Source organism: Pseudohaliea sp., from assembly GCF_040217025.1.
Taxonomy (GTDB): domain Bacteria; phylum Pseudomonadota; class Gammaproteobacteria; order Pseudomonadales; family Halieaceae; genus Pseudohaliea.
Map to the genome: position 1 here is coordinate 1 of NZ_JAVJOA010000001.1, position 21,285 is coordinate 21,285.

The window sequence follows — 21,285 nt, forward strand, 5'->3', positions numbered from 1 at the left end:
ATATGTTCCCCCATCTGTACCAGCTATAGGTGACAACAGCTGACACAGGCTTACAACAAGAAAACATCATAACCGTATGTATATATTGAGGTTTTGCAACTTGTCGCAACGCGTCACAACAGCAAATCGGGGCAGGTCTCCGGTACCACTGACCCTATTTATCCATATTTTACAAAGGGTTAAGCCGACGTTCCCCCAACCACCCCTCCGAAAAGGCTCGCGCTTTCGACTCACTGCTGTATAGCAGCTCCCTTCACCCAGCACCTCCCCAAGACTTCGCCGATACGACCGATAATGGCCGAAACTCCGACCATGCACGGAGCTGATTCAGGGGTACTTTCAATAGCGCCAGCCGTCCGAACCTCACAAACAGCGTCGACGAGTTGAATTCAGCCACCTACCTATCCAGTGATCGAGCGATCAGCTCCTTCATGATTTCGTTGGTTCCCCCGTAGATTTTCTGCACCCGGGCGTCTGCGTAGGCTCTGGCGATCGGATACTCGCTCATGAATCCATATCCGCCGAACAACTGAAGACACTCGTCAACTACTTCATTTTGCACCTGCGCACCCCACCACTTGGCCATTGACGCCGTCGATGCATCAAGAGTGCCGTCGTCCAGCCTCGCGACACATTCCGTAATGAAGGCCCGTAGCACCTCAGCCTTGGTTGCAACCTCGGCCAGCTTGAAGCGCGTATTCTGGAAATCGAAGATACGCTGGCCGAACGCCTTGCGCTCTTGCGTGTACTCGAGCGTTTTCTCCAGCGCGCAATCAATCGCCCCCAACCCCATGATGCCAGCCATCAGGCGCTCCCAGCCCAACTGTTCCATGAGCTGGTAAAAGCCAAGGCCCTCTTCCACTCCGAGCAGATTGGTCTGCGGCACGCGCACGTCCTCGAAGAACAGTTCCGCCGTGTCCTGGCCCTTCATCCCGATCTTCTTGAGATTCTGTCCACGGCGAAACCCTTCCAGCCCCTCGGTTTCGACAAAGATCAAGGAGATACTCTTCGACCCTTTGGCGTCGTTGCCGGTGCGGGTCACCACGCAGATCAGATCAGCCGTTGCGCCATTGGTGATAAAGGTCTTGGATCCATTGATGACGTAATACTCGCCATCCTTCACTGCCGATGTCTTGACAGCCTGAAGGTCCGACCCCGTACCAGGCTCGGTCATAGCTATCGCGGCAACACTTTCGCCAGTGGCGAGGCGAGCCAGCCATCTTTCCTTCTGCGAAGCATTCCCATAGGCCTCAAGGTAATGGGCAACGATAGTTTGGATCGGAAAGCCCCAGCTGGTGTCACCGGTACGTGCATAGTGATATACAGCAACTGCATCAAAACTGCGCGCCAACCCGGAACCGCCGTATTGCTCCGAAATGGTGCTGCCCAGAAGGCCTATGGCACCGGCCTTGTTCCAGAACTCACGGTCTACCACCCCCTGCTCGTACCAACGCTCAATATTGGGCGTGGCCTCCGCCTCATAAAACTTCGAAATCGTATCGGCAAACATGCTGTGATCTTCGCTGTACCACGCCGACTTGTTAAATCCTGTGTTCATTTCATCCCCCTATGAACACTCCTTGATTGTGGAAAGCCGCTTCGAGTCTGACTCTCTCATCGGCTTCGCTAACTGTTCGCGCTTTGCTTCTCCAGAATGTCTCGAACCGCACTTACAATTGCGTCGGGTCGATCCAACGTCATCATGTGACTAGCCCCGTCAACGGGACGAAACTCTCCAAGCGGCGAAAGCAGGGCCATTGCCCTATGCGCTTCGACCAGGGTTTCATTGATCAACGGCGGATTTGCCGAATTTATAGTTGCGCTCAGCACGATCAGAGGCACGTCTGGGAATTCACCGCCCATCCTCCCGGCAGCGATTTCGCAGGATTCCGGGAGAGATTCCAATTCCCGGCTCGCCGGAGCCGACGCCAGCCCCCGAAGGGAGTCAGCGTAACGAGCCAACACGGCGTTATCGGTTATCTGTCCCGAGTGTTTCACTAGAAAATCCCGCATGGCGTTCCTACCCCAGAGTCGGCCAAAGCCCAATCGACTCAGGAGACGCTGCAAGCGCAACTGGCGCTTGAAGTTCGGTGCGAGACGTTTGCTCTGTGGGTCAGAATAAAGCGTATGGGGTGTTGGATCGACCAGCACCAGGCCAAGAACATCTTCTGGATACTCAAATGCATGTAGCAAAGCACTCAAGCCCGTCAATGACCAGCCCACTATAACTGCCGGCCGCTGAGCGGGGATCAGCTCGATCATGGCGTGCAAGTCAGCCGCGAGCAGGTCGATTGTTCGCCTATCATTTGCGATATCGCTTCTACCTACACCGGCACGATCATAGACAAGCACCGTGGAAAACCTCGCCAGAGCCTCCACCACCGACCCCCATGTGCCTCCGCCCGAGGCACCGAGTTCAAGCACGACCAGGGGCCCGCTACCACGGAGGGTGGCGTACAGCTCCCGCGAACCTATATTGATTTTTCCTGCAAAGTGGGGGGACGGTTGATATTCGTCTGCTGGGCTTAATTTCCTTGGCATGAACCGTTGATCCCATAACCTGGAGGGGCGGCTTTTCTTTGTGCTCTGCCCGCCTGGTCTCCTGATGCCCGAGGGGTTAAAACAACCTGTGCTCGGCTGCAACCATCCCGGACAAACTCAGAACGTCATCGCTCTCAAAAGACAAAACGCAAACCTGACGAACAAGCGCTTTGCTTACCATTCCAGCAAAAACCCAGACCAACTAAAGATCTAAGAAAAAGCGCTGGTCTGAGTATCAATGACTTCATATCGCCCGGACAGCTTTGGTATGCCGTTGAATCCCCGGCTTGAGCTCGAAATTCCGGGCGGATGCCGGTCATTGGATGTTAGAAACCGAGCTGCAGGTTCACCCCAATTGTGCGCGGACGCGCCCGGGTCATGGGGACGCCGGCGTTCGCATTCGTCGCAAGATTTGTGACGCCGGCATCTTCGTTGAACAGATTCTCACCGGTGAGGTATAGCGTCCAGTTTTCCCCTTGCACCCCCAGCCGGGCTTGCGCAAGCGTGACGGCATCGCTTGTTACGGGGGGAAAGCCCAGGCCATAGTCCGCACGCTCATCAACATACTGAGCGGCGAGGAATGCCATTCCTCTCAACCCAGCCACGCCGAGGTCCCAATTGTAAGTCGCGCTCGCGGCCCAGGTTACTTCCGGCGCGAAAGCCACCTGATCGCCCGACTCAATCCCTGCTCCGGGGAGATCCTCTTGATACTCGGTTCGGTTTACGTTGCCCCCGAATTGCAGCGTCAACCCTTCGACGCCGCGGTACACGAGATTAACCTCAGCACCGATGCCCTCAACATCACCGGCGTTCTCCGAGAAGTTAATTGGTGTGTTTGTGATGGGGCTGATTACGCCCAAAAGAGTAATGACGTCCTGCCAGTCTAGATAGTAAGCAGCCGCCTCGACCGACCATCCACTGTCACTGAGTGTAAGCTTCCCGCCGATCTCGTAACTGATGAGATCTTCTTCATCGGTAAATGACCCGACGGGAATACCGGAAATGGCGCCCGTTAAAATCGACGAGCCTGCGTTAGCGGCCCCGCTTCTAAAACCCTGTGCAATATTGAGGTAGTAAAGAGCGTCATCTGTGGGAGTCCAGCTTAAGTTCAACCTCGCGGTTGGCTTGCTAAAGCTCTCAGTGCGGCGTGCCGGTATACCGAGTTGCTCCAGCGGATCCGTTATTGATGGCAAAAGATCCTCAGCCGAACGGTCATCCTCAAAATATCTTGCGCCCACTAACACGCTGAAGCTGTCCGACAGTTGGTATTCGACTTCACCAAAAAGTGCCCACTGCTCTGACACCAAGCGTGTTTCAGAGGCGGGACTTATGACCTCGCCTATACCGGCCAGCACAAAGCCCGAGTTGAGTCCCTGGTCCTGCTCCATATCCAGGTAGAACGCACCCAAGGTCCAGCTCAAGGCGCCATCGCCCTTGGACGACAACCGCACCTCCTGACTGAATGACTCGTTTTCCAGCGGAAGATTTAGGGGCACTCCATAAATATTAAGCTGCAGATCCTGCGTTGCGTCAATCCAGGAGCTTGCGCTGTAAAGGGCAAATTTTTCGAAGTCATACTCTATAGTAAGACTGTAAAGATCAAACTCAGTCGAGCTTTCAAGTTGAGCCGCCGTAACGGGCTGAACTCCAACAGGTGCAAAGGTCACAGGATCAAAGACCGCGAAAACCGGGGAGAACTCGTAGTCCTCAGTGGCTTCCATTCGACCGCCTTCGTTCGTGTTGTGCCACCACGCACCCTTGACACTCAGCCGGTCGGTCGGTGTGAGAAGCAATTTCGCCCGATAGGTCTCTGACTCAAAACCGTTGTAATCGTCCTCTCCGGTCAGGGGCAAGTCGATAAACCCCTCTCGATCGACCGTGGACGCCACGACTCTTGCCGCTAGAAGATCGTCGACGATGGGAATGTTCAGAGCCCCTTGCGCCTGATAACTGTCCCCTCCTCCGTCAGTGCTGGAGAGCGCCAGGTCCAGCTTGCCGGAGAATTCATTCATGACCGGATCGTTAGTGATGATCCTGACGGTTCCGCCCTGGGAACTCGCCCCATAGAGCGTGCCTTGCGGCCCCCTCAGAACCTCCACTCTCGCCAGGTCAAAGGGGTTAAGTTCAGGAACAAAGGTCTGTCCCACTTGCGTATAGGGCAGGTCATCCAGGTAATAGCCGACGGTAGAATCGCCAACAAGCGCAGAAACACCACGTATCTGGATCGTCGTGATGTTCTCATTTCCGGAAGCCGGACTCACACCCGGAACCTGGGACAAGATATCTGATGTTCGGGTGAGCCCCTGCATCTCGATGGTGGCTCCACTGACTGCGCTGATGGAAAAGGAGGTATCCATCACGGTGGCGGCACCCCGCTTTTCAGCCGTTACGAGCACCTCCTCCAATACGGCCTCTTGCGCAGCGGTTGTCAGTGGAAACACCAGCGTTGCCAGCGCAATATTGCCGCACAGGCGAAAATCGACTTCCTGCTTTTTATCTTGCATTCCCCGTCCCTCGTAAGACGTCAGCTTGTGACACGGACGTTACTCGTGGTTGACGGTTTCATGCTTCCTTGATTGCACCTAGACTTAGGCATCTGCCACGGGAGGCATACGTGAGTCTCCTCCGGGAACGACGCCTTTAGCGCCGCATCACGCGCTAGCAACACAACAAAATGGAGGTCGCAGGGACGAGGGGCCGTCCCCCGGGATTACTGGTGTTGGCGCCTAGGAATGACGAGATAGCCTGAACTGGCTCGGGGTGCAGCGATACGCCTGCCGGAATGCGTCACTGAAACTACCGGGCTTGTCGTAACCGATAGTCAAGGCAATGTCGGTGATAGGTAATGCTGTTTCTTCAAGAAGCCTGCAGGCCTGCGACAACCGCTCCTCGTGGACATACTGGCCCAGGGTTGTACCGAACTCAGCTTTGAACGCCCTCATTATTGTGTTTCTGCTTACGCCAATCTCAGCCGCTAGCGCGTCTCCGGCTACGCTCTGGGACAAGTCTGAATCGACGCGGGCCTTTACCAGGCGGGCAACGGTACCTTGATCCAATCTACGTGAGTGTCCTCTGGGTGTGGCACGAGTTTTACTTTCTCGACCGCTGATCACGTAGCAGGCTAGCTCCCTCGCCTTCCCGGCCATGTAGAGCTTCCTCAGCGTTCCCTCAAACGGACACTCGATAATATCCTGCGCAACGCTCAACGCATGGGCGTCGACATCAATGAGTGCCGGTATATTTGAACGAGTGAATGTCTCGATACGCCGCAGGAACGCCTCGCAATCGCGAGAAGCGGGAAACCCGAACTTGTTGAGCGCGCGGACGTCTTTGAAGACAACTGAAACAAGATGCACATCCAGATCAGCGGCGACTGACGAACAGGCGAGGCATCGCTGAGGGTTGAAGCCCGCCAAGGCAAACGGCGCCCATATCCAGGAACCCTCTGGCTTCTGAACCCCAAGACTCAGCCCCCCGCTCAAGAGTACGGTAAAGACCACATCGCCCTCATGGCAACTCCATACGGAATAAGGGTCTTTATGTACGGAATTCCTGACGCGCAAAAACACGCCGTCATCCAGGTCGATAATCTCGGAAAATCCGCGGCCGAAGCTGGGTTCAAAATCAAAGCGAACACCGGAACCTCCGCAGGTCTGGCGCCAACACCAGGTCTCGCACTGCCCCTGGGGGATGAGCCTCGCTTGCTCGACCTTGAGTGAGAGCTCATCGACAAAGGTAGTTTGCAGATCTGGACATCTGCCCCCTAAAAGCTCGGCAGTGTTGCACAGCCTGTACTCCGAGTTGAAAGGCGTCAGTGATGGCTTCTCGCTCAGTTTCATAAGATCTACCGTTCAAGCCCCGGCTTGAAGAAGAAAACCTGCTGACAGTTTGGCCGCATCAGCCTTTGCCATGCAATTCCAGGTCGGAAGCACGCCATGCCTTCATCCCGCCCTCCATGCATGATGCAGGCAGACCGTAGTCCAGGGCCAGCTTTGTCGCCAGTGCGGCTCGCCCCCCCGACCCACAGACCATGATTAAGGTAGCTCCGGATGTCAGCCTTTCATCGCACATCGGTGATGTCGGATCGAGCGCAAACTCGAGGCCACCTCGGTGACTGTGCACAGATCCGGGAATCACCCCGCTGGCCAGCTCTGCGCTGTCTCTAACGTCGACTACGACGTAGCCAGGATCATCGAGTCTCTCGCTGACCTCGTGCACGCTGATGTGCTCAATGGCAGCCCGTGCGTTCTCTACGATTTCTGCGGATGTTAAGTTGCTCATCTCAAATCTCCTGAAAAAACCGGTTCATGCCCGAGCTGCCACCGCCATGATTTCAACCTTGATTCTCGGGTCGAGCAGCTCCGCTCGTACGGTTGCTCTGGCAGGCAGGTTTTCCGTATCTACCCACTGTGCGTACGCCTCTTTGAATTCTCCGTAATCCTCGAAGGACTGGATAAAAACCTGAAGGGAGAGTAAACGTGATCGATGGCTTCCAGATTTCTGCAGCAGGTCATCAATCTGCGCAAAAATCTCCTTGGCTTGGCCTTTCATATCAAGGTCCCAGTTCTCAGGTATCAGTCCCGCTAGGAACACCAGGCTCCCGTAAGCCACAGCCTTGGAGTACTGGCCCGATACCTCACCGGTTCTGTCGATCTTGTCGTCTGTCATGATTCTCCCTCCTCCAGTGTTTGCAAGAGCTTCAATCAGGGGTGACACCGAGCGCTTTCAGTCGGGCGAGAATCTCGGTGGCGATTAACTCTGGTTCCATCGCATCGTGAAGCTTTCCGGCCCCGCCCTTGAGCGCCGTCACCGCTTTAAGCCGGTCCTCCGCGCTTGCATTGGGGTCAAACGTCGCCAGCGATTTACGCATAGGTAACGCAGCACGCATCTTTGGCGATTGAAGAACTTCCGCGCTTGGGTCGATACGGCGTTCATCGTTGCTGTTAACCCAGCGAAGAGTCCCCTCCCTCGCAAGGACAAACGAGGGGAGTCTCGCCGCCGGCGCCAGCGGTGAAACAGTCATCAACGATCGCCCACGCACCTCAAACTTCTGCCGCACACCGCGCTCTCTAGCCTGCTTTGCCATGAGCACACCATCAGACTCCTCCAGGTGTGTGACATCCGGCAAAACCGGCAAAGCCATCTGCTTTGCCACTTGGTAAGGGAAGACACCGCTGGCACCACCGTCCCGGGCGGCCGACCCCGCAAGGACCAGGTCGTATTCGGCCTCTGAAAGATGAGCGGCCGCCGTTGCCGCAGGCTCGACCCCTGGCTCAGGTGCAAGAATGGAGAGAGAGCCGAGCCCCATCCCCAGGTAATCGCGCAGGGAGCGCTCATCGCTCGGACTACCGACGTGTAGGGCATCAACACAGGCACCGTCGTTCTGTTCGCCAAAGCGTAGGGCGAGCTCAAGTGCCTGGGCGTCCACGCTGGAACGACGCCCTCGACAATTCGCCGGATTTACTCCCACCGCGAGCAGCACGCAAATTCTCGTCAACTTGGTCATTCCGGCGCCACTAACTGCCTTAGCATTTCGCTCATTACCTCATCCGCGTCAGCGATATAGCTGGTGTCTGCGCGCTTGATGATCGGTGCGGCTGCATCGGTGTTGACAGCGAGGACCTCCTCACAATTCTCGATCCCCTGGAGGTGTTGAACTGCGCCTGACAGACCCAGGGCAAGGTATACCTTTGCACTCGATGATCTGCCCGATGCCCCAACCTGCCGATCACGGGGCAAATGACCAGCATCGCAGACGACGCGCGAGCCAGCGCGCGTGGCGTTCAAGGCCACAGCTAAATCATTGAAGAGCTGCCAATCTCTAACTCCGCCACCCCCGCAGAGCACAAAAGGCGCCTCCTCGAGAGCCACATCATCAGCGGGAGAGAACTCGGGCCCGAGGTCGACAAGGGAGCTTTCCGCAGGGGCCAGGCTGACTCCCGACTGGAAAGGAGCCGCCTCAAAACTCATCGACAGGACAGGCGGTACAAACCCCTCCTTCGCAGTCAGCACCATCAACCCTTCATGTACCGCATCGCTCTCGCCAGACTGACAGCGAGTGACGCAGTAGTTGCTTCCAATATCATGCGCCCCAATCGCGGGCGTGACCCCGAGCTCAGCAGCGAGCGACCTCGCTGTGTGCCGACCCAATGCCGTGTCAGAAAACACGAAGGCGCGACAGGTCATCTGAATGCTCAAGGAGCAAAGAGCAGCTTCCACGGCAAACCGGCCATCGCTGGCACGAAGACCCGGGATTACCTCATACCGATCGGCACCGGCCTCAGGCAGCCCGACAGCGTCTGAATCCGACAACGCGATCACGGCCGTGCCCGGGTCAAGCCCTGCAATCTGTCGGGCGGCCGCAAGGCATGTCTTGTCAGCAGCAGTTAGCCGTCCTGCCTCGAGGTCCAGTACGGCAATGACGAAACGCTCGGGGTCGACAACACGATGGACAGGCTTTGGTGTTGACGTGGCGCCGGCTTGCATGACTTTCTTTGAAAGACCCGCATTTACATCAAGCCTTGGACGACCTGACGCAGCGACAGTGTACCGACGGCGCGCCCATGGGTCCTTTCTCAACCGGCGTGAGGCCTGCGAGGTGTAAAATCCCCGCGACTGAATCGGCATCTGAGCAAGATGGATCGCAGCTCGAAGGTCTTTTCGGTCGACCTGCCGTTGCAGCTCACTGACGAGCCTGGCCAGGCTATAGCGGCGACGCGCTACACTATCGCTCATTGGCCCATACCCGTCGGTAGCGCCATGTCGACTAACTCAATGACATCGATCACGTCAGCGTTCTTTTCCGCGACACCATCGAACATCAACGCGCAGTTCGGGCACGCGACCGCTACCAGCGAAGCGCCGGTCTCATGGACTTCCTGCATTCTCAAATCGGGGACACGGATTTCTGACGCGATATCCGTGTAGGCAGCACCTCCTCCCCAGCCACAGCAAAACGACTTCTGCCTGCTTCTTGGCATTTCCTGAAGGTCGACACCCACCAGACGAAGAAGCTCGCGAGGGGCGTCATACTCGCCGTTATAGCGACCCAGGTAGCAAGGGTCATGATAGGTCACAGATTTTGGCTCCAGTGCCTCCACCGTCAGCCGCCCCGTCTGTACCAGGGAATGAACAAACTGCGTGTGATGACGCACAGGAAACTCGGCCTCCAGGAACGAGTACTCTTTGCCAAGTGCCTGGAGCACATGAGGGTCTGCAGTAACAATCGTGTCGAAACTGAACCGGCTCAGCGCATCTACGTTTCGGGCGGCAAGATCCTGAAAGGTCGCCTCATCCCCGAGTCGCCGCGCCAGATCGCCAACATCCGCCTCAAGTTTCCCCAGGGTCGCAAAGTTGACGTTTGCCGCTCTCAGTATGCGAATGAGAGCACGAAGCGTGCGCTGCCCTCTAACATCAAATGAGGCCTCGCCCAGCCATAACAAGACCTCAACCTCTTGCCCTTCTGCAATCTGCGGGATGTTTAAATCTGTCGCCCAGCGATCCCTATGCTCAAGTCGTTTTCCTGACACCGTATCTGTCTCACGGAGGTTGGTCAGCGCCTCAGTCCCTTTGCCCGGCACCTGGCCCAGATGGAGAGTCTGGAAACGTCTGATGTCGACGATCGAGTCGACGTGCTCGATCAGCATAGGACACGCCTCGACACAAGCGCGGCAGGTTGTGCAGGCCCAGATCGTTTCTTCTCGAAGAATGCTGTCCGTTGCGATCAGTGCATCAGTCGTCTGTTGGCGTACCTGCTCCCCGCCTGCATCCCTGTTCCCTCGATAGCCTTTGTCCGTCTTGGGACCAATACTGGAGGCCCACAGATCAAAAATGAGTTTCTTCGGATTGAGCGGTGCTCCGGCAGCATGTGCCGGGCAAACGTCCTCGCACCTTCCGCACTGCACACAGGCATCAAAGGACAACAGCTGTTGCCACCGAAAATCGTTCGCAGAGCCTGCGCCAATTCGATCAGCGGTCAGGTCCACCCAACGCAGGCCGGTCGCAGCAAGTTGGTCCTCGAAGCGCTCCTGGCGTGGATGGAAAATCAAATGGGCAGCGCCTGCGAAGGCGTGCCTCATCGGCCCGATAACCATCCCGGGTAGCAGAAACATAATGCCGAAGATACCGCCCGCGAGTACAAGCACTTCGGGCGCACCCCACCACTCAACCTGCACCTCGAACCACGACGCCCAGAAAGTCAGACACAGGAAAGCCGACAGACCTATCAGAGCGATAGGCAGCAGATCGTATGCGCCCGCCGAGACACGACTCGGCCTGACTGACGTATACCGCCTGATACCGGCCAACACGCCGCCACAGCCCATTAAAAAAGCGGCAATGCCGCCCATGGCAAGCAAAGGCCTGCTGCCATCGCCGAACACCACAGCCACCGCCAGGAGCATCAGGCTTGCCACAAACCCACCGGCAGCAAGGACGTGCATTCTCGCCACATAGACATCGCGACTGACCACGTCGTGGACATCAACGAAGTACCGCCGCGCCAGCACCCAGGGCGCTGCGACCTCCCCATCGCGACGACCTTGCCGCCATTTCGAAATACGAAACAGGGCACCCAGTACGAGCAGACCCAAGCCCACGCAAAAGAGAAAAGCCGCTACTTCCACGATCTCAAATGTCCTTGGCAAAGCGGACACTTTCATAGATCGCCGCATGAATGTTGCGACTGGTCACGGCGTCTCCGACACGAAATAGCGCAAACTCACCGGCTTCATTATTCACTACACGCTGCGGCTCAGCAGCAATCAGTTGGTGGTAATCAACCTCTCCAAGATTCCTGGAACGCGGCTTCAGCTTGAAGTAAAGGTCGTCAAGCGGCAGCGTTCCGTTCTCAATCACGATTTGATCGATCAGCCGCTCCTCCTGCTCACCCGTATATGGGCTCTCCAGTACCGCCACGAGCCGGTCGTCTTCCGGGTAAATCTCAACGAGCTTCTGATCAGGCGTGAAGATCACGTCCAGCTGGTAAAGATGCTTACGATAGAGAGCAGCTTCGGTTAAACCGATATCCTGCCCCATGGCGCGGTCATGAGTGACAAACTCAACCTTTGATCCACGCTGCGCAAGAAACTCGGCACACTGGGGTGCCTGGTGCTCACTGTTGTCATCGTAAACGAGCACGTACTGGGCGCCCTCGACTCGTCCTGAAAGAATGTCCCAGGTGGAAACGGCGAGTTCAGCACCACGGACTTGCGCCGTAGCCGGCGTCCCACCAGTGGCCACGATCACGACGTCGGGGGATTCCGCCAGCACCAGGTCCTCCGTAGCTTCCACCCCAAGGCGCAAATCGACACCCAGCTTCCTTACCTGCAGCGCCAACCACTGGACGATATTGGCGAGCGCCTCGTGCCGGGGGGCCTTTGCGGCGAGGTTCACTTGGCCACCAGCCTCAGCATCACGCTCGAAAAGCACCACCTCATGACCTCGAGACGCAGTGACTCGAGCCGCCTCCAGCCCGGCCGGTCCCGCGCCGATAATGACGACTTTTCTGCTTTCGTCCGCCTTGGCAAACTCATAGGGGATTTCTTGCTCCCGCCCCATCGCGGGATTGTGAATGCAGCGTGCCTGCCCGCGGATGTAGAAACGATCGATGCAGTAGTTGGCACCCACACAGGGGCGTATATCCTCCTCGCGACCTTCGACCATCTTCTTGACGATGTGCGGATCGGCCATATGAGGCCGGGTCATTGCCACCATATCAACGTGGCCATCGGCCACAGCTGCGGCCGCAGTGCGCACATCGGTAATCCTCTGGGCATGGAAAATCGGCACATCGACTTCCTGCTTGACCGCACTTGCCAGATATAGAAATGGCGCTACGGGATACGACATCCCTGGCATCGCAAGTGGATGAGAGATGTGATCTTGCGCTTCCCCCCCCATGATCGACAGGTAATCTACAAGGCCACGACTAACGAGCGTCTTGCAGATCTCGATAGCCTCCGGTTGAGTTAGCCCGCCCTTGCGCATCTCGTCGCCTGATAAACGCGCACCAATGATGAAGTCATCACCCACCTGTTCGCGCATTGCTTCAAGGACCTCGATCAAGAAGCGCGCCCGCTTTTCGAGGGTGCCGCCATAGGCATCGGTGCGCACATTAGACAGAGGAGACAGAAACTGCTCGATTAAATGCATGTAGGCGCCACCTACTTCCACGCCCTGCATGCCACCTTTCTTGCAGCGTAGGGCGCCCTCCCCGAAGCCTCTGACGATACGTCTGATGTCCCAATCCTCGGCCTCCTTCGGAAACGAGTGGTTAGTTGGCTCCCGGATGGTTGACGCTGAAACGATAGGCAGCCAGTAATCTTTGTCCCAGATCGCACGACGCCCCATGTGGCCCAGCTGCGACATAACAGTTGCGCCGTGACTGCGAACAACCTTTGCCAGCTCCTGGAAGTAAGGAATGATCTCGTCATTGGACGTGTCGACGTGCCCTGCTTCCTTGTTAGGGGAGTCCGGTGTCACTGACGCTGTCCCCGCGATCATCGTCATCCCGACGCCGCCTTTCGCTTTTTCTTCCTGGTAACGGCGGTACTGCTCCTGCGGAAGCCCTCCTTGCACGAATCCGGACGAGTGAGCTGTAGACATGATCCGATTTCGGATCGTCACACCCTTGATTGTCAGCGGCTGAAGCAGGATGTCGGTCGGACTATCTGACATTTTTTGACTCCGTTCTTGCCCCTCTACCGCGCCTGAGCGGGGCCATATGAAGGTTTTAGATGAAGTGAAAACAGAGCTAACATGTTACATTGATCGCGTCACTGGTCAACGATAAATTTGACGACCGCCTAAACCACAAAGAAAGTCCTCGCAGTCTGCAGATAAGCTGTTGTTTTATCTTGATAAAAAGTAGATGATAATCACTGCGCGCAATTCACAAGCAGTGAACAGGCTCTCTGAGTCCGATGAAGGACCCTACCTAACATGGCAAAGAAAGGCTTAACGCTTCTCGACACGAGCGAGAGCTCGGACCGCCTCGATATCCGAGCGTACGAAGAGATAAAAAGCCGCATCATCCGCAACGATCTGAAGGCGGGTGAGCGACTCACAGAGGCGTGGTTGGCCGAAGAGCTGGGATTAAGCAAAGCCCCGATTCGCACCGCACTTACCCGCCTCTGCCATGAAAACCTCATGCAATCTGAGCGTCGCGTTGGCTATCAGGTCAGAGGGTTTTCCATCGTGGATGTGCGAGAGGTGTTCCTGCTGCGCGAACTCATCGAACCCGAGGTTGCGCGCCTCGCCGCAGGTCGACTGAGCGATGCAGAGATCGATGAACTCAAATCACTCTGCGAACTGGACTACCAACCCACGGACTCGATCAGCCAAGCCGATTTTCTGTCTGTCAATCGCGCGTTCCATGTGCGGCTGGCTGAATGCACGAGAAATTCCCGACTGATTTCGCTGACCGCTCGCTTGCTGGAGGAGTCGGAACGTTTTCTCCATTTTGCACTGTCCTCGAGACCCCTGGGCACAAGGTTTCAGCAGGAACACCTGGAACTGCTTAGCGTGCTGATCATGGGTGATGCGGAAAAGGCCGGACGGATGGTCAAGGAGCAGGTCCACGGCGGCATGGAGGCGATTATCACCGCCATGCTCCTGCCCGAAAAGGACCAGAATCAGTGATCGGCCCCGCAGCGACAGTTTGCCAATCAGTCAGCTTCCCCCGATCTATGAGGCGTTCAACCGGCAGTCGGGTGGCTTCCCCTCGATGACCACTGGCGCTGCGCCATACCGACCCGCGCATCGGTATCGCATGCTGTTCATACTCTTCCTGGTGGGGGCTTCGAGCTACCTCGACCGAAGCATCATCTCCGTACTGCTTGAACCGATAAGAGCCGAATTCCAGGTATCCGATACCATGCTTGGATTGCTAACGGGGCTCTCGTTTGCGCTGCTCTACGCAACGCTCGGTATCCCGGTAGCGAGGCTGGCCGAGTGGTGGGACAGGCGCAAGATCCTGGCGATTGCGGTGTTGCTTTGGAGTGCCATGACCGCGCTTTGCGGGCTGGCACAGAACTTCACACAACTCTTGATGGCGCGATTTGGCGTGGGCGCGGGGGAATCAGGGACTGTCCCCCCTGCGCACTCACTTATTACCGATTACTTTCCCGTAAATCAGAGGGCGACTGCGCTGGCGGTTTTCTCAGCGTCAGGTGTTGTCGGAACGGTCCTTGGTTTTATCCTTGGCGCCCACCTGACCGAGGAATACGGATGGCGCTTCGCCCTGATCGCCGTCGGGGCACCGGGTGCAGTGCTTGCGCTATTGGCTTACACGCTGCTCGATGAGCCACGCTCTCGGAGACCTCAAGACAACCCGGAGGACCGGGAATCTACTCTGGCGGCGTTCCGTGTTCTGGCGGGCAAGCGCAGCTACATCCGGCTCGTCGGAGGCATGGTTGCCTTCTTCATGCTGTCGTTTGGATCGCTGGCGTTTGCACCTTCTTACCTGATACGTGTACTGGAGATCGACCTGAAGACAGTTGGCAGCATCTATGGCGCGGTGGCAGCCTTCGGATCTCTGCCAGGACTCGTGCTTGGTGGGGTTCTGAGTGACCGGTTTTCCAAACGTGACAAGCGATGGCTTTTCTGGACGGCGAGTGTCGCCATGCTGATTTCGTTCCCGGTCTATCTTATTGGCTTTTCTGTGCCTAACTTTTCGCTATTCATTGCTTTGTCAGCGCTTGGCGCAACACTGCTGAATGTCTGCGTTCCACCGATGTACGCGGCACTGCATGAAATCTGCGGATCACAGAGAAGATCGACCGCAGTCGCGGTTCTGTTTTTCTTCGCCAATCTTCTAGGCATGGGCCTGGGACCGGTAATCGCTGGCGCTTTGAGCGATGCGTTCACCATGTCGTTCGGTAACGAGGGCTTGAGATACGCCATCATGACTTCCTTCACCTTTGCCCTCCCCGCTGCGTGGCTCCTGTACCAAGGAGGGAGACTAATGGTGCAAGATATCGAGCCATAGTCTCCTTCGATGCACCCGTAGGCGCAAGCGCCCAAGGGCTCGGGACTCCTTGCCGGCCTAGCTGAGGTCTAAACTGCCAGATGCTCTTTGAAAAACTCGACCATCCTGCGCCATCCAATACGCTGGAGTGCAGCGATACCTGCGGCACTCCCTCCCATGGTCATGTTGATTGGCAGCAATGGGTGCAGGATCGTGCTGCTAAGCGTGGTGGGCCATCCGGGAAAGGTGAACATGTGCCCTGCTCCTCGGGCCGTTAGACTCTCCACGTCATACTCGTAGCCGTGCGCCTCAAACCGCTTTAGCAGGCGCTCAACCGCCAGCTTCGACGGCCACGCCTCGTCTTCTTCGCCCCAGATGAGTAGCACGGGGCAGCGCATGTTCTCCACGGGAATGGCCGCACGCTCGTAGACATCCGCCGCGGCATAGAATGGCTCCAGGTTCAAGCGAGCGTTGAACAGCTGCAGCTCATTCGGCGCCATGTATTCCTCAGGCACGCGAGACCAGTCTTCCGCTGTGCCCGCCCAGGGAAGCGCATCACCGTTCAGGGTCCAGGCCGCGTGGGGCACCTGCATCTCATCGACCGCGCAAAGATAAAGATCGCCCGGGACAGTCGGTACTGCTGCTTTAACCAGCTCGGGAAAACTCGAAGCGACAACCAGGGTGCCTTCACCACCCTTGGATGGTCCGGTCATGCCAATGCGATCGTGACCGAGGTGCTGTCGAAACCAGAGAATGGCATCCCGGAAGTACTCCAACGGGATCCCGATCTGGTGCTTTGGAAGATCCGCGTAGTTGAAGTAGCCGAGCGCAAGCACCGAGAACCCATGAGAGGCAAGAACGGCGGCATCCTCCCGATACACACCGCCGCCGGAACCGGAGATCATCACGACGCCGGGATAACTGCCCGAATCGATCGGCTCGAAAAGCACACCTCTGATCCGGTCGATTTCGATATTCGTCGAACACACGCTGTCAGGCATGGTCTGGCGTAGAAGCGTTGCCCGGTCTATCTCCTGCCCATCACGGCTTACGGAAAGACAGACCTCGTGTTCGGCTCCTAGGCCAAACTGTGGAAGCCCCATTCGGTGCCCGCGCTTCACTCCCGACTCGGAAGGTGTTTTTCCAGCTTTCTTGAAACTCTCCTCTCCCTCTGGCATCTCCGGCACCATGGACCAGAAAAGACCGCTGAGACCGGTTTCCGAATACGTGCCGGAGGACGGCTTCGCACAGGCCATATCGAGATTTCCTTCCGGGTCCACCGCCACGCTGACCTCGGCTGTCCAGGGGACGCCCTCATCGTCAATCAATTCGCTGCGAACCTGCACAGTCTCCTTTGGCAGGAATCCACTGAGCAGAACGGAAGGCTCCCTGTCCATAATGATCTTTTGCGGCTCCACGGCGATACAGGGGCGGCTCACTGAACACCTCCATCAGTCAAGCGCAGTCGAACACCTGCGGCAAACTCAGCCGCCACATCCAGTGTCCCGGATGACGTCTCGGTAAAGTCTACCTTCGCGCTCACTGCTCGCTTAAACTGCGCCAAATCTGCCATCGCAATCTCTACCGCTGACAAGGTCGGGCCCGGCTCTGCCTCGGCCGCATTCAGCTGCGGCACGATCTGCACCCGACACTTACCCTTACCAAACTCGAGACTGGACGCTCTCTCTTTCAACAAGCCGTGGCCGAACGCGTCGAAGTGCTCTGCGGCTTGAGACAAACTAGGCGACTCCAGGACGACTTGCTTCATCACTCCGCCACCATTGCCATGGGTCTTCCACGCCTTCGCAAACGTGGAATCAGGCCGGTGCTGAACGGAGAAACCTTCCATGTAATGGGCGCTAAAGCTCTTGACTAACGCAAAGCTGCTATAGCAAGTCTCGTGCACCGAACCGTCTGGATGCTGTATCTCCCGCGTAACGTGCTCCTGCAGCGCGGACGGTGCCATACCGATAGATTCACAGTACTCATGTGTTGCTCTAGGATCTTGCATTGACCATACGAGCCCCCATGGCGTGTCTTTACCAGACCTATCCAGCACATCTTTTATCACGGCAAAGGCACCCAGCCGTTCAGGATCCTCGATAGCCAGTAGTTCGATAAAGCTGCCGCCGAGCCAGATCAGTCTGTTCGCCGTGCCAAAGGGGTGTATCGACTTCGCCGTTAAGGTAAACCCCAGCGCCTCATAATCCGCGGAGGCCTGGTTCAGGTCCTTAACGACAATAATGATGTGGTCGACTTCAAAATCCATGTCGCAGGTTCACGCTAGATGAGTGGTCGGGGACCAGGCTTGGCGTTAATCGGTAAGTGAACGTCAGGATCCAGGCCGCGAAGATGCCTCAGAAAATAGTCGATCAGCTGCTTCTGAAAGAAAGGCTCGGCAAACAACGCGTGTGATCTGCCTGGCAGAAACAACAGATCGGGCGCTTTTCCAGCACGCTGTAACGATGCGTAGAAGCGGAGAAGGCTGCTCGGAAGGGCGTTTTCATCCAGGTCCCCATAGGCGAGAAGAAGCTGTCCTCGAAGCGCCTCCGCGTAAGAGGAGGGGGACATCTTGATGTAGTTCGGCGGCTGCTCGTCAGGGTGGCGACGTTCGCGCCGCCCATCACCATAGTCGGGGCTTCCGATATACCGTTCTGCAGCATCGGTAAAAAATGCAGCCGGGTCATAGATGCCAGCGCTTGAAACACCCACATGATAAGTGTCGGGACACAATAACATCGCCATAGCGGAGGCATGACCGCCCCAGGAGTGTCCGTTGACACCCACGCGATCCATATCCATCCAGGACCGCGATTTGGCCAGCTCATGCAGGACGGCAGCGTGATAGCAAACGCCCAGGCGATCCGCCTCGCCGTAGGGCTGATCCTGGAAAGGCTTGCTTCTAAGCGGTGTGCCTGGGCCATCCATAAGCACAACCACGAACCCCATGTCGGCAAGGGTATAGGCACCGTAAACGAACGCTCCGTTCAGCACCTCGTGGAAGTTGCGAGGCTGCGCCACGATCTGAGGACCTGCATAGATCCGCTCGATCACGGGATAGGACAACGATTGATCAAAGTTACGGGGCAGCACCATGACGCCGTGAATACTCTCGCGAAGCCCGGGCAGTACCACCTCGAAAGGTTCTGGCGGTCGCCACCCGATTGATTCGAGAGCTGAGGTGTCAGCGCTGCAGAGGTCCAGGACCGCCGACCCATCAGACCGCCTGAGTGTCGTCCTGGTGGCCGCTTCGCGCGACGATGCGTTGTCGACGAAGTAACTGCCGTCGGGGGATAGCATGGAAGGCGTTCGCAGCCCGGCCAGCACTTTCATGAGATGCAAACCCTGACCGGCAAGCGCGTGATCGAATCCGGCCTCTGTCAACTGCTCGAAACCACTATTCGGCTCTTGCCTATCAAGATCTACACAACAGAGATGGCGGTTGTAGGGGTATTCATCAGGATCCAAACCCGAGGCCGCAAACCAGACTTTCTGCCGCTGCCTATCGACGTAAAGAAGATCCAGAACACGCCAGTCACCTTTTGTTAGAGGCGCAGGTGGAGCCGCGTTATCGAGATCCAGCAAATACAAATGTCCCTCACCCGTAGACTGCGAGTACCAGATGGCTTGGTTTCTATCGGGAAGCACAGCGACAGATGGTGCGTGGTACTCAAAAGACCCGAATTCAGAAAAGGTGCTTGTGGATTCTTCGTGAACGATGCTGACACGCGCGGACTCTGGCGAGATGGCGACCAGCGCGCGTCGCTGAGCATTTCGATTTGCGGCGAGCACGAAGAGCTCCGTGGCATCATCACGCCAGATCGTGAACCCCGTGGTAAGCGCATTTATCTCGAGAGAACCCCATCCCTCGGGAAACTGCAGTTCACTGATCTGGGGGTCATCACTCCTTAAGTCAACCAGCACGTAATCCTGGCGGACACGTCCTGGGTCCCCTGCCAGCGGTAGACGGACGTTGTGGACCCGAGGCCGTAGGGAGCCGTCGTATGGCACCGACTCCATAAACGGGTACGGCTCGACCTCCGATTGGTCGATGCGGGCGCAGAGAAGGAACCGACTATCGGGAGACCAGAAAACCCCCAGTGGCGGAAACTTCGGCAACAACCCTCTGGCGCGATAGATAGCGAGCCTATCGTGGTCCGGCAGCGCGCCGTACCGACGCTCATCGCAGCCGTCAGAAGTAATCCTGGTTGGTTCGCCGCTCTCACCACGCATCCAAAGGTCATAGCCCTCGAGGAACACTGACAGGGTCCCATCGGGGGACGGAAGCTCGGGCGCTGCGGACGTAAGCAACTCAACAGTGTCACCGCCATCGGTGTAGCAGTAGACGTAGCCATTGACTGTAAAGGAGACGGTTGCTGGCGGGCCCTTCAGCGAAATGTCATCAAACGGCAGATCTTCCGCGGCAACGTCGATGGAGAGCAAATCTGAAAGTATCGAAGCAAGTTTCTCGTGATCGAAAGCGGGGGTGACTGAGGCGCTATCAGGATCGCACAAAAGGAATCGTTTTTGCCCATGGCTCCGATCCAGGTACCAGAAGCGATTGCCCTCATCCCCAAGCCAATTCGGCTGCACTTGCGAGTTCGCAACAAGTCCAGCCAGCTGAGTTGGCCAGACCTCGAAGGCCCATTCGTAGCTCTCGGGCTTCACGGTCCGTTGTGAATGACCGGTCCTCATCCCGTTACCGCGGGCAGGATGGTATCGCGCAGCAGGAGCGCCCCGCCGCTCAATCCATCGCCGGAGAAATTCGCGGTCTGCACAACAACTACATCCAGGGCTTTGACAATAAATCCGTACTGCCCGCCCGCGCCTGACAGTGCCACGATCTCATGACCATTGAGCTTCATGTTTCCAATGTGCATGCCATAGCCCGATATGCCGGGAACTTCCGGCGCGCCGATCTCCCGGTAGAAAGCCGCGAGCACCTCACCATCAACACCCGCTGAGGGTATAGTGGCTTCCCGTAACCAATTCGCGGGAACAACCGATCTGCCGCCGAACTCTCCATCCTGGCTGACGCAAAGGACAAATTTCGCAAAGTCTCGCGGCGTCAGCATGAGTCCGGCACAGCCGAGCTCCGCGGGCCATGGCTGCGCGCCAGGAGTGGGAAACTGTCGAGGCCACTCAAAGCGAGTGATGCCCAAAGGTTCAGCGAGCCACTCCCTCGCAAGCTCGGAAAGTGAACTCTGCGACATGTGGCGCAGGGCCTCAGCAATCATCTGGCTATCCGCGCCGCTGTAGCACCAATGTGTTCCCGGATCAGCGACTACCGGCAGATCCGGTCCAAAAAAGAAGTCAACCGGGTCCGGGTTTCTCCCCATCAGCTCGGCGAACTCCATCGTGTTCTGGTAATCGAGGCCAGACTGCATTTTTAAGCAATGGCGGAGTGTGATTCTGCTCTTCCGGGAATCCCAGTGCCCGGGCAAGCGTTCCTGGAAGACCTCGCAGACTGGCTGGTCGATATCGGAAAGCAAGCCCTTGTCCAGGGCAATTCCGACCATGCAGCAAAGCCAGTTCTTGGTGACGGAATGCATGTCGTGCAGTGCGTCCGGTGACCCCTCGTTGAAATAGCGCTCGAACAGCAGCTCACCGTTGTGGATCACCATGAGACTGTCCAACCAGGAGAGGCCTGCCGTCACTGGATCCAGGACCGCAGCAAGTCCATGACTCAGTTCGTCATTATTCGCGCCCGATTTCTCGTCAAATATGTGCGTGCTCATAAGCCCTCCATGATTCCTGTTGGCGCCACCTCGATCGCG

At 57.0% G+C, this 21,285-nt stretch carries 16 protein-coding genes; 2 read left to right on the forward strand and 14 right to left on the reverse strand.

Annotation, left to right across the window (positions count from 1 at the left end):
• Positions 1-397: 397 nt before the first annotated feature.
• The 10 genes from RKE50_RS00005 to RKE50_RS00050 form a co-directional block, all read right to left on the reverse strand.
• Positions 398-1,558: an acyl-CoA dehydrogenase family protein gene (locus RKE50_RS00005; RefSeq protein WP_350033354.1), complete on the reverse strand. Its 1,161-nt coding sequence runs from the start codon at positions 1,556-1,558 to the stop codon at positions 398-400.
• A 68-nt stretch (positions 1,559-1,626) separates the two neighbouring features.
• Positions 1,627-2,541, reverse strand: coding sequence for an alpha/beta fold hydrolase (locus RKE50_RS00010; protein ID WP_350033355.1), 915 nt, complete (start codon positions 2,539-2,541; stop codon positions 1,627-1,629).
• Positions 2,542-2,867: 326 nt separating this feature from the next.
• Positions 2,868-5,045, reverse strand: coding sequence for a TonB-dependent receptor (locus tag RKE50_RS00015; RefSeq protein WP_350033356.1), 2,178 nt, complete (start codon positions 5,043-5,045; stop codon positions 2,868-2,870).
• Between the two features lie 222 nt (positions 5,046-5,267).
• Positions 5,268-6,380, reverse strand: coding sequence for a helix-turn-helix transcriptional regulator (locus RKE50_RS00020; RefSeq protein ID WP_350033357.1), 1,113 nt, complete (start codon positions 6,378-6,380; stop codon positions 5,268-5,270).
• A gap of 58 nt (positions 6,381-6,438) precedes the next feature.
• Entirely contained in the window at positions 6,439-6,822 is a 384-nt protein-coding gene (locus RKE50_RS00025) for a rhodanese-like domain-containing protein (RefSeq protein ID WP_350033358.1), read from the reverse strand.
• A 24-nt stretch (positions 6,823-6,846) separates the two neighbouring features.
• On the reverse strand, positions 6,847-7,209 hold the full coding sequence (locus RKE50_RS00030; protein WP_350033359.1) for a RidA family protein: 363 nt from the start codon (positions 7,207-7,209) through the stop codon (positions 6,847-6,849).
• A 31-nt stretch (positions 7,210-7,240) separates the two neighbouring features.
• On the reverse strand, positions 7,241-8,047 hold the full coding sequence (locus tag RKE50_RS00035) for a hypothetical protein (protein WP_350033360.1): 807 nt from the start codon (positions 8,045-8,047) through the stop codon (positions 7,241-7,243).
• On the reverse strand, positions 8,044-9,027 hold the full coding sequence (locus RKE50_RS00040; protein ID WP_350033361.1) for an electron transfer flavoprotein subunit alpha/FixB family protein: 984 nt from the start codon (positions 9,025-9,027) through the stop codon (positions 8,044-8,046). Before RKE50_RS00040 ends, RKE50_RS00035 begins: the two co-directional genes overlap by 4 nt.
• Before the next feature lie 245 nt (positions 9,028-9,272).
• Positions 9,273-11,165 carry a DUF3483 domain-containing protein gene (locus RKE50_RS00045; protein WP_350033362.1) on the reverse strand — a complete coding sequence of 631 codons (1,893 nt, stop codon included), beginning with the start codon at positions 11,163-11,165 and terminating at the stop codon, positions 9,273-9,275.
• A 4-nt stretch (positions 11,166-11,169) separates the two neighbouring features.
• Complete coding sequence (locus RKE50_RS00050) at positions 11,170-13,218, reverse strand: oxidoreductase (protein ID WP_350033364.1); 2,049 nt, start codon at positions 13,216-13,218, stop codon at positions 11,170-11,172.
• 264 nt (positions 13,219-13,482) lie between these two features.
• Here RKE50_RS00050 and RKE50_RS00055 point away from each other — a divergent pair, with 264 nt between their 5' ends.
• Positions 13,483-14,181: a GntR family transcriptional regulator gene (locus RKE50_RS00055; RefSeq protein WP_350033365.1), complete on the forward strand. Its 699-nt coding sequence runs from the start codon at positions 13,483-13,485 to the stop codon at positions 14,179-14,181.
• A 130-nt stretch (positions 14,182-14,311) separates the two neighbouring features.
• Complete coding sequence (locus RKE50_RS00060) at positions 14,312-15,529, forward strand: spinster family MFS transporter (RefSeq protein WP_350033366.1); 1,218 nt, start codon at positions 14,312-14,314, stop codon at positions 15,527-15,529.
• A 68-nt stretch (positions 15,530-15,597) separates the two neighbouring features.
• Here RKE50_RS00060 and RKE50_RS00065 read toward each other — a convergent pair whose 3' ends face one another.
• The 4 genes from RKE50_RS00065 to RKE50_RS00080 are packed head-to-tail and all read right to left on the reverse strand — an operon-like array spanning position 15,598 to position 21,246.
• Complete coding sequence (locus tag RKE50_RS00065; RefSeq protein WP_350033367.1) at positions 15,598-16,947, reverse strand: acyl-CoA thioester hydrolase/BAAT C-terminal domain-containing protein; 1,350 nt, start codon at positions 16,945-16,947, stop codon at positions 15,598-15,600.
• A complete protein-coding gene (locus RKE50_RS00070) occupies positions 16,944-17,777 on the reverse strand; it encodes a VOC family protein (RefSeq protein ID WP_350033368.1) in 834 nt (277 codons plus the stop codon). The genes RKE50_RS00065 and RKE50_RS00070 overlap by 4 nt, the downstream gene beginning before the upstream one ends.
• A gap of 14 nt (positions 17,778-17,791) precedes the next feature.
• Positions 17,792-20,176: a S9 family peptidase gene (locus tag RKE50_RS00075; RefSeq protein ID WP_350033369.1), complete on the reverse strand. Its 2,385-nt coding sequence runs from the start codon at positions 20,174-20,176 to the stop codon at positions 17,792-17,794.
• A gap of 23 nt (positions 20,177-20,199) precedes the next feature.
• Positions 20,200-21,246: a serine hydrolase domain-containing protein gene (locus RKE50_RS00080; RefSeq protein ID WP_350033370.1), complete on the reverse strand. Its 1,047-nt coding sequence runs from the start codon at positions 21,244-21,246 to the stop codon at positions 20,200-20,202.
• Positions 21,247-21,285 lie beyond the last annotated feature (39 nt).